This is a genomic window from Algoriphagus sp. (assembly GCF_024642405.1).
GTDB lineage: Bacteria > Bacteroidota > Bacteroidia > Cytophagales > Cyclobacteriaceae > Algoriphagus.
In genome coordinates this window covers 15,318-16,011 of record NZ_JAHEBC010000069.1, presented here as the reverse complement: position 1 = coordinate 16,011, position 694 = coordinate 15,318, and the positions used below count along the sequence as shown (strand labels likewise).

1 protein-coding gene is annotated in these 694 nt (G+C 36.5%); it reads right to left on the bottom strand.

What is annotated here, in order from left to right; all coding sequences use genetic code 11:
• Positions 1 to 63: 63 nt before the first annotated feature.
• Positions 64 to 549 carry a subclass B1 metallo-beta-lactamase gene (gene bla / locus Q0L68_RS07565; RefSeq protein WP_296701343.1) on the bottom strand — a complete coding sequence of 162 codons (486 nt, stop codon included), beginning with the start codon at positions 547 to 549 and terminating at the stop codon, positions 64 to 66.
• Positions 550 to 694: the final 145 nt, after the last annotated feature.

The window sequence follows — 694 nt, the reverse complement described above, 5'->3', positions numbered from 1 at the left end:
TTAATTTCAGGTTCCAATTTTCTAATGAAATAATAAAGTCAAGAGTTCAGTTGATCAAAGTATTTACTTTGAAAATAACTCAATTGTATAATCCAGTAATTCCATCCCTCCGATTTTACCATGACCAGGAATGACGATTTTGGTTTCAGGAAAAGTGGTCTTTATTTTTGAGACTGTGACAGACCATTCAGCTACATTAGCATCTTCAAGATTCCCATTTCCAGCTCCTAAAGCTTTAATCATACAACCACCGAAGATTACTTTATCGGAAGGGACATAGGCTACGAAATTGTCTTTCGTATGTCCTTCTCCTAGGAATTGGTTGATCACATTTAAATTTCCAGCTTGAAGATTCAGTTTTTTCTTGAAGCCATTTTTAGGAATTGGATATCCTTCCGCTTTGGCAAACTTGATGGTTTTATCAGTCGCATAGGATGGGATATCTTTTTTGTGAAATTCGTTTAATCCTCCCAAGCAATCCCAATGGAAGTGTGTGGCAATGACTCCTTTGACTTTTGCTTTTTGATCTTTTTCCAGCCAATTGATCAATTCCAGACTTGCTTCATCATAGCAGGAGTGTCAAAAACCAATGCTTCTCCTGAATTTAATACGATCATTCCATTGCAGGCAACTTTGCCAAAATCATCCGTATTCAGATAGCTGATATGTACAAAAGTATTTGGACTGATTTGCT